The organism is Variovorax sp. KBW07 (assembly GCF_003852515.1).
GTDB lineage: Bacteria > Pseudomonadota > Gammaproteobacteria > Burkholderiales > Burkholderiaceae_C > Variovorax.
Genome location: NZ_QAJK01000272.1, coordinates 1 through 5,707 on the forward strand (window position 1 = coordinate 1; position 5,707 = coordinate 5,707).

5 protein-coding genes are annotated in these 5,707 nt (G+C 67.8%); all 5 read left to right on the forward strand.

Annotation, left to right across the window (positions count from 1 at the left end):
• Positions 1-94: 94 nt before the first annotated feature.
• The 5 genes from DBV14_RS33120 to DBV14_RS33140 all read left to right on the forward strand — a co-directional run bounded on the left by DBV14_RS33120 (position 95) and on the right by DBV14_RS33140 (position 5,638).
• Positions 95-979, forward strand: coding sequence for a LysR substrate-binding domain-containing protein (locus DBV14_RS33120; RefSeq protein WP_124466484.1), 885 nt, complete (start codon positions 95-97; stop codon positions 977-979).
• 197 nt (positions 980-1,176) lie between these two features.
• Positions 1,177-2,679 (forward strand): FAD-linked oxidase C-terminal domain-containing protein, encoded by a 1,503-nt coding sequence (locus DBV14_RS33125; protein ID WP_124466487.1) that lies wholly within the window; start codon positions 1,177-1,179, stop codon positions 2,677-2,679.
• Between the two features lie 18 nt (positions 2,680-2,697).
• Positions 2,698-3,828, forward strand: coding sequence for a glycolate oxidase subunit GlcE (gene glcE, locus DBV14_RS33130; RefSeq protein ID WP_124466490.1), 1,131 nt, complete (start codon positions 2,698-2,700; stop codon positions 3,826-3,828).
• A gap of 25 nt (positions 3,829-3,853) precedes the next feature.
• A complete protein-coding gene (gene glcF, locus DBV14_RS33135; protein WP_124466493.1) occupies positions 3,854-5,101 on the forward strand; it encodes a glycolate oxidase subunit GlcF in 1,248 nt (415 codons plus the stop codon).
• A gap of 96 nt (positions 5,102-5,197) precedes the next feature.
• Complete coding sequence (locus tag DBV14_RS33140; protein ID WP_124466495.1) at positions 5,198-5,638, forward strand: carboxypeptidase regulatory-like domain-containing protein; 441 nt, start codon at positions 5,198-5,200, stop codon at positions 5,636-5,638.
• The last annotated feature ends 69 nt before the right edge of the window (positions 5,639-5,707 follow it).

Genomic DNA, 5,707 nt, shown 5'->3' on the forward strand with positions numbered 1-5,707 from the left:
GTCGCACGCGCCCCGAACGCACCCGAACCCAGGCGCCCGGAACCCAAGCGCCAAAAAACAAGCAGCGCAACGCGCGACAGAGCAGTAAGAACCCATGGCCCTGCAGCACATTCCGCCGATCCAGTGCCTGCTCACCTTCGAAGCCGTGGCCCGCCTGCGGCACGCCGGTCGTGCGGCCGATGAACTGTGCGTCACGCCGAGCGCCGTGAGCCACCGCATTCGGCAGCTTGAATCGCACGTCGGCTTCAAGCTCTTCGGCCGCAGCGATTTCAGCCTCACGGCCGATGGCGCGGCCTACCTTGCGAACGTGCGCACCGGCCTTGCGGCTTTGCAGGCCACGCCGCTGGGCAGCAATGCCGCGCAACGCGCCACGCGGCTTCGCATTGCGGTCACGCCGACTTTCAGCCGGCAGTTCTTGATGCCTCGGCTGGAGCTGTTCCGCAACATCTATCCCGACATCGAGCTGGTGTTGCAGGTGTCGATTCCCTTGCTCGACGTCACCGCCGAACAGGCCGACCTCGAGGTGCGCTACGGCCCCGGCGCGTATGCCGATTGCGAGCACCGCCTCGTGCTCGAAGAGCAGGTGGTGCCCGCGTGCAGCCCGAGCTACCTCAACGAATTCGGGCCGTTCACCGGGTTTCGCACGGCCGCCGAGATTGCCAGCGCGCGGCTGATCCGCAGTCCGCTGGAGCCCTGGGGCACCTGGTTCGCGAGTTGCGGGCTCGACCAGCCCGAGCCGAACATCGGCTCGCAGTTCAACGACCTGGGGCTGGTGTACGACGCGGCCGCCAGCGGCTTCGGCGTGGCACTGGTGCGGCAGAAGATGGGCGCCGCATGGTTCGAGTCGGGGCGGCTGGTGGCGCTGTCCGACCAGGCGGTGCCGTCGCCGCACCGGCACTACATCTGCTGGCAGCCGGGCACGCTCGAACGATGGGAGTGCGCGGCCTTTGCCGACTGGCTGGAACAGAGCCTGCGCTGAGGCCCAGCCGGACGGAAGCAGAGCAGAGGAGAGGGCAGGGCGGACGGCGAAGTTCTCTCAAGCTCCGCGCAAAAAACCTTCAACCCGAAGGCGCCGCATTTCCGTAGAGTGGGAGCTTCCGCGAGACGACAACGTCCCGCCGGAAGAAGACTCGCCACGAGAAGAGACGACAAGAGAAAAAGAAAGAGACTTGCCGCATGAATGCGCCGCTCACCCCCACGTCCCGTGAATCGCTACAAAAAGCAGAGCGACAGTCCCAGGTCGTTCGCGCATTGCAGGCGCATCTGCCCGGCCATGCGCTGATCTGGCACGAGGAAGACACCACGCCGTATGAGTGCGACGGCCTGACCGCCTACCGCGCGCGCCCGCTGGTCGTGGCGCTGCCCGAAACCGAGGCCCAGGTGGCGGCCGTGCTCAAGACCTGCCACCAGCTCGGTGTGCCCGTGGTGGCGCGCGGCGCCGGCACCGGGCTGTCGGGCGGCGCGATGCCGCACACGCTGGGCGTGACGATGTCGCTGGCCAAGTTCAACCGCATCCTGAAGATCGATCCGGCCAGGCGCACGGCCGTCGTGCAGTGCGGCGTGCGCAACCTCGCGATCAGCGAAGCCGCGTCGCCCTTCAACCTCTACTACGCGCCCGATCCGTCGAGCCAGATCGCCTGCACCATCGGCGGCAACGTGGCCGAAAACTCCGGCGGCGTGCATTGCCTGAAGTACGGGCTGACCCTGCACAACGTGTTGCGCGTGCGCGGCTTCACGGCCGAGGGCGAGCCCATCGAATTCGGCGGCGAGGCGCTCGATGCGCCGGGGCTCGACCTGCTCGCGCTGGTCATCGGCAGCGAAGGCATGCTGGCCGTGACCACCGAGGTCACCGTCAAGCTGGTGCCCAAGCCGCAGCTGGCGCGCTGCATCATGGCCAGCTTCGACGACGTGCGCAAAGCCGGCGACGCGGTGGCCGCGGTGATCGCGGCCGGCATCATCCCGGCGGGGCTCGAAATGATGGACAAGCCCATGACCGCCGCCGTCGAAGACTTCGTGCATGCGGGCTACGACCTCGATGCCGCCGCCATTCTTCTGTGCGAATCGGACGGCACGCCCGAAGAGGTCGAAGAAGAAATCGGCCGCATGACCGCCGTGCTGCGCGGCTGCGGCGCCACCGCCATCGCGGTGAGCACCAGCGAAGACGAGCGCATGAAATTCTGGAGCGGCCGCAAGAACGCATTTCCGGCATCGGGCCGCATCAGCCCCGACTACATGTGCCTGGACTCCACCATTCCGCGCAAGCGGCTGGCCGACATTCTGTTGGCCATCCAGGAGATGGAGAAGAAGTACAACTTGCGCTGCTGCAACGTGTTCCATGCGGGCGACGGCAACCTGCATCCGCTGGTGCTGTTCGACGCCAACGACCCCGACGAACTGCACCGCTGCGAGCTGTTCGGCGCAGACATTCTCGAGACCAGCGTGGCCATGGGCGGCACCGTGTCGGGCGAGCATGGCGTGGGCGTCGAGAAGCTCAACAGCATGTGCGTGCAGTTCACCGCGACCGAGAACGAGCAGATGTTCGGCGTCAAGCGCGCCTTCGACCCGGCCGGACTGCTGAACCCCGGCAAGGTGATTCCGACGCTGCAGCGTTGCGCCGAATACGGCAAGCAGGTGGTGCGCGGCGGCAGGCTGCCGCATGCCGACCTGCCGCGTTTCTGAGAAGGAAGGCCGATGCCCATGAACCAAGCCCTCCAGCAGATCGTCGAGCGCATCCGCGCCGCAACCACCGACGCCACGCCGCTGTGCATTCTCGGCGGCGGCACCAAGGATTTCCACGGCGAAGCGCCGCAAGGCGAAACCTTGCGCACCACCGGGCTCACCGGCATCACGAGCTACGAGCCCAGCGAACTGGTCGTCACCGTGCGCGCCGGCACGCCGCTCGCGGAGCTCGAAGCCGTGCTCGCCGAAAAAGGGCAGTGCCTGCCTTTCGAGCCGCCGCACTTCGGCAGCAGCGGTGCCACGACCGTGGGCGGCATGGTCGCCGCCGGCCTCAGCGGTCCCGCGCGCGCCAGCGTGGGTGCGGTGCGCGACTACGTGCTTGGTGCCACGTTGGTCAACGGCCGTGGCGAAGTGCTGAGCTTCGGCGGCCAGGTGATGAAGAACGTGGCGGGCTACGACGTCTCGCGCGTGCTCGCCGGCTCGCTCGGCACGCTGGGCGTGATCACCGAAGTCAGCCTCAAGGTGCTCCCTGTTGCGCCCGCCGAAGCCACACTGGAATTCGCCTGCGGCCAGGCCGACGCGCTTCGGCTGCTCAACGAATGGGGCGGGCGGCCGTTGCCGTTGAACGCGAGCTGCTGGTTCGAGCATGCAGGCGTGGGCGCGCTCTACCTGCGGCTGCGCGGCGCGGTCGCTGCCGTGGAGGCCGCGTGCGCGCATCTCGGTGGCGAGCGCAAGGACAACGCGCGCGCCGCTGCCGATTGGCAATCGCTGCGCGACCAGCAACTGCCGTGGTTCACCGCCGCCGAGGGGCCGGATGCGCTCTGGCGCCTGTCGGTGCCGCAGACCGCACCGGTGCTGGCGCTGGCACTCGATGGCACTGCCGCTGCGCCGTTGATCGAATGGCACGGCGGCCAGCGCTGGTACAAGGCGCCGCTCGGGCACGCCGCACACATCCGCGAGATCGCACGCGCGGCGGGCGGCCACGCCACGCTGTTCAGGCTGCCTGCCGGTGCTGGTGCCGATGCGCACCACGGCATTCCGCGCTTCGATGCGTTGAGCGCACCGGTCGCACGCATCCACCGCGCGCTGATGCAGGAGTTCGATCCGCACCGGCTCTTCAACCGCGGCCGGTTGTTCGCAGCCGAATAAACAAAAGAACAGACAGACATCCGCGATGCAAACCGAACTCGCCCCCGAATTCCGCGACACCAACGAAGGCCGCGAAGCCGAAGCCATCTTGCGCAAGTGCGTGCACTGCGGCTTCTGCACGGCCACCTGCCCCACCTACCAGCTGCTCGGCGATGAACTCGACGGCCCACGTGGCCGCATCTACCTCATCAAGCAGGTGCTCGAAGGCAAGACGCCGACGCGCAGCACGCAGCTGCACCTCGACCGCTGCCTGACCTGCCGCAACTGCGAAAGCACCTGCCCCAGCGGCGTGCAGTACGGCAACCTTGTCGACATCGGCCGCAAGATCGTCGACGAGAAAGTGCCGCGCCCCGCCATGGAATCGGCGCAACGCTGGCTGCTGAAAGAAGGCCTGCCGTCGCCGCTCTTCGGCCCCGCCATGAAGCTCGGCCAGGCCGTGCGCGGCCTGCTGCCCGAAGCGCTCAAGGCCAAGGTGCCCGCGAAGCAGGAAGCCGGCGCGTGGCCCACCGCCACGCACGCACGCAAGGTGCTGATGCTCGCTGGCTGCGTGCAGCCATCGATGATGCCGAACATCAACAGCGCCACCGCGCGCGTGCTCGACGCGGCCGGCATCCAGGTGGTAATCGCGAAAGAGGCCGGCTGCTGCGGCGCCGTGAAGTTCCACCTCAACGACCAGGACGGCGGCAAGGCGCAGATGCGCGCCAACATCGATGCGTGGTGGCCGCAGGTCGAACGCAACGAAGTCGAAGCCATCGTCATGAACGCCTCGGGCTGTGGCGTCACCGTGCGCGAGTACGGCCACATCCTGCAGCACGACCCCGCCTATGCGGCCAAGGCCGCGCGCATCAGCGACCTGACGCGCGACCTGAGCGAGCTGCTGCCCGACCTCGTGCCCGCATTGAAGGCCCGCGTGCGCGCCCCGGCCGGTGTGGTGGCCTATCACCCGCCGTGCACGCTGCAGCATGGCCAGAAACTGCGCGGCGGCGTCGAGACGCACCTGCGCGCGCTGGGTTTCGACGTGCGCGTGGCCATGAACGAATCGCACCTGTGCTGCGGTTCGGCCGGTACGTACTCGGTGCTGCAGCCGGAGCTGGCCTATCCGTTGCGCGACCGCAAGCTGGGCCACCTGAAGCAGTTGCAGCCGACCACCATCGCCTCGGCCAACATCGGCTGCATCACGCACCTGCAAAGCGGCAGCGGCGACACGCCGGTGCGGCATTGGGTGGAACTGCTCGACGCGGCGCTGCAAGGGCACTCCGGGGCCCCAGGGTAGGGCTTGATCGCACAGCGAGGCAGGGTTCGGTCCGACTCGCGCGGCGGGCGCTTGCGGCGCATCATGGCGAAACCGAGTCTTGAAGGAGCCTGCGCCATGTCCCACCACGTTACGACCCGACTTCCGCTGCGACGCGTTCTGCTGGCCTGCGCCTGTGCGGCAGGTGCCGTGGCGGCGCACGCCCAGTCCGCATCATCGGCAATGCCCCCATGGCAAGGCGCGGCGCCAGTGCGCTATGTGTGCGGTGGCATCGGTTCGGACGAATCGACGGCGATGCGCGCGGCGATGAAAGACCATCCTCTGGCGCTGCTGTTCTCGCGCGCGGACGGCGCGTATATGGCGAACGTGGGTGTCGCGATCAAGGGTGGCGACGCCAACAACGCGGCGGCGCTGGCAATGACGGCCAACGGACCGGTTTGCCTGATCGACTTGCCGGCTGGTCGCTACACCATCGATGTCACTGCGCCGGGCGGGGAGATGAAGAGCCAGACCGTGACGGTCGGCGGTGGCTCGAAGACTGCCAGCTTCCGTTTCTGACGGGTTGCTTCGCTTGTTTGGTGGCGTCGCTTTTTGGCGCTGCTGTTTAGGTCATTCAGGGCGACGCTC

What these genes read in the sequence shown, in the direction of transcription:
- DBV14_RS33120 (WP_124466484.1), top strand. Translation starts at nt 95, where the DNA reads ATGGCCCTGCAGCACATTCCGCCGATCCAGTGCCTGCTCACCTTCGAA.
- DBV14_RS33125 (WP_124466487.1), top strand. Translation starts at nt 1,177, where the DNA reads ATGAATGCGCCGCTCACCCCCACGTCCCGTGAATCGCTACAAAAAGCA.
- glcE (WP_124466490.1), top strand. Translation starts at nt 2,698, where the DNA reads ATGAACCAAGCCCTCCAGCAGATCGTCGAGCGCATCCGCGCCGCAACC.
- glcF (WP_124466493.1), top strand. Translation starts at nt 3,854, where the DNA reads ATGCAAACCGAACTCGCCCCCGAATTCCGCGACACCAACGAAGGCCGC.
- DBV14_RS33140 (WP_124466495.1), top strand. Translation starts at nt 5,198, where the DNA reads ATGTCCCACCACGTTACGACCCGACTTCCGCTGCGACGCGTTCTGCTG.